2 protein-coding genes are annotated in these 1,525 nt (G+C 72.1%); one reads left to right on the forward strand and one right to left on the reverse strand.

Translation table 11 applies throughout. From position 1 onward, the window contains the following. On the reverse strand, window positions 1–685 hold a 685-nt coding region (locus AB0C69_RS42175; RefSeq protein ID WP_360362542.1), incomplete at its 3' end, for a universal stress protein. Here AB0C69_RS42175 and AB0C69_RS42180 point away from each other — a divergent pair. Next, the gene (locus tag AB0C69_RS42180) at window positions 594–1,421 is read left to right on the forward strand and encodes an ABC transporter permease (RefSeq protein ID WP_360362545.1); all 828 of its coding nucleotides are present in this window, start codon (window positions 594–596) and stop codon (window positions 1,419–1,421) included. The two genes, AB0C69_RS42175 and AB0C69_RS42180, sit on opposite strands and share 92 nt — an antisense overlap. The last annotated feature ends 104 nt before the right edge of the window (window positions 1,422–1,525 follow it).

Below are 1,525 nucleotides of genomic sequence, written 5' to 3' on the forward strand. Positions count from 1 at the left end.
GCGGCACCACCAGGACCGGGCGGTGGGCATGGTGCAGCACGCGGGTGGACACGCTGCCCAGGATCACCGACTCGACCCCCGGGCGCGCAACCAGGTGTGGGACATCATCCGCACCCTGGTCGCCGGGGGCACGACCGTGCTGCTCACGACGCAGTACCTCGACGAGGCCGACCGGCTCTCCGACCGGGTCGCGGTCCTGGACCACGGCAGGGTCATCGCGGAGGACGCGCCCGGGAAGCTGAAGTCCCAGGTCGGCACCGGCGCGCTGAAGCTGCGGCTCCAGGATCCCGGGCAGCGCGCCCTGGCGGCGGAGATGCTCTCCCGCGAACTGACCGTGGAGCCGGGCGCGGACTCCGATCCGCACCGGCTGTCGGTGCGGGTCGGCGACGCCCAGCAGGCGGCGCGGGCGGTCACCGCGCTGGCCGACGCCGGGATCGCCCTCGACGACTTCTCGATGGCCCAGTCGAGCCTCGACGACGTCTTCCTCGCCCTGACCGGCCACCCTGTGGCCGACGGCGGGCGAGCGGACGAGGACGAGGACGAGGCCGCGGACGACCAGACGCAGACGGTCAACTGAGGAGGAGGAGGGCGAGATGACGACGTCCCAGCCGATGACGCGCGCGCGGGGGCCGCTGGCGGCGCCGGGCGAGCGCCCGCCGAGGGCCGGCGCGCTGTCGGCGTCCATGACGTTCGGGTGGCGTGCGCTGCTGAAGATCAAGCACTCGCCGAACCAGCTGGTGGACGCCCTCATGCTCCCGGTCATCTTCACGCTCTCGTTCACCTACCTGGTGGGCGGCGCGATCGCCGGGTCGCCCGACCGCTACCTGCACTTCTTCCTGCCCGGCGTCATGGTCATGGCGGTGGCCCTGACCACGGCGTACACCGGGATCGTGCTGAACCAGGACGTCGACCAGGGGGTGTTCGACCGGGTGCGGTCGCTGCCGGTGTGGCAGTCGTCGGTGCTGGTCGGGGCGATGCTGGGGGACGTGGTCCGGTACGCGGTGGCTTCGGTGGTGCCGCTGCTGCTGGGGCTGGCGCTGGGGTTCCGCCCTGACGGCGGCCTGGGCGGCGTCGTGCTGGCGCTGCTGTTCCTCCAGGTGTTCGCCTTCAGCCTCGCCTGGATCGGGACCTTCGTCGGGGTCAGCGTGCGGACGCCGACCGCGGCGCAGACGCTGAGCTGGACGCTCCTGTTCGTCCTCGTCGTCGCCAGCAACGTCATGGTGCCGCAGCAGACGATGCCGGGCTGGCTGGAGGCGCTGATCAAGGTCAATCCGATCAGCGTCGTGACGACCGCCATGCGGGGGCTGATGGACGGCACCGTGACCGCGGGCCAGATGGGCTGGGCGTTCCTGGCCTGCGCCGTCCTCGTCGCGGTCTTCGCGCCGCTGACCATGTACCGGTACGGCCGCGGCCGCCGCTGAGCGCCCTCACATCGCGTGCAGGCAGAGCAGGAGGCTGCGGGCCTCGATGTTGACCTGGTAGTCCTGGAGCGGCTGGTACCGCCCGCGCCGTTCCCTTCGAACGG

The organism is Actinomadura sp. NPDC048032, assembly GCF_040653175.1.
Lineage (GTDB): Bacteria > Actinomycetota > Actinomycetes > Streptosporangiales > Streptosporangiaceae > Spirillospora > Spirillospora verrucosospora.

Coding starts and splice junctions, on each gene's coding strand:
- AB0C69_RS42180 (WP_360362545.1), top strand. CDS start 594: ATGACGACGTCCCAGCCGATGACGCGCGCGCGGGGGCCGCTGGCGGCG.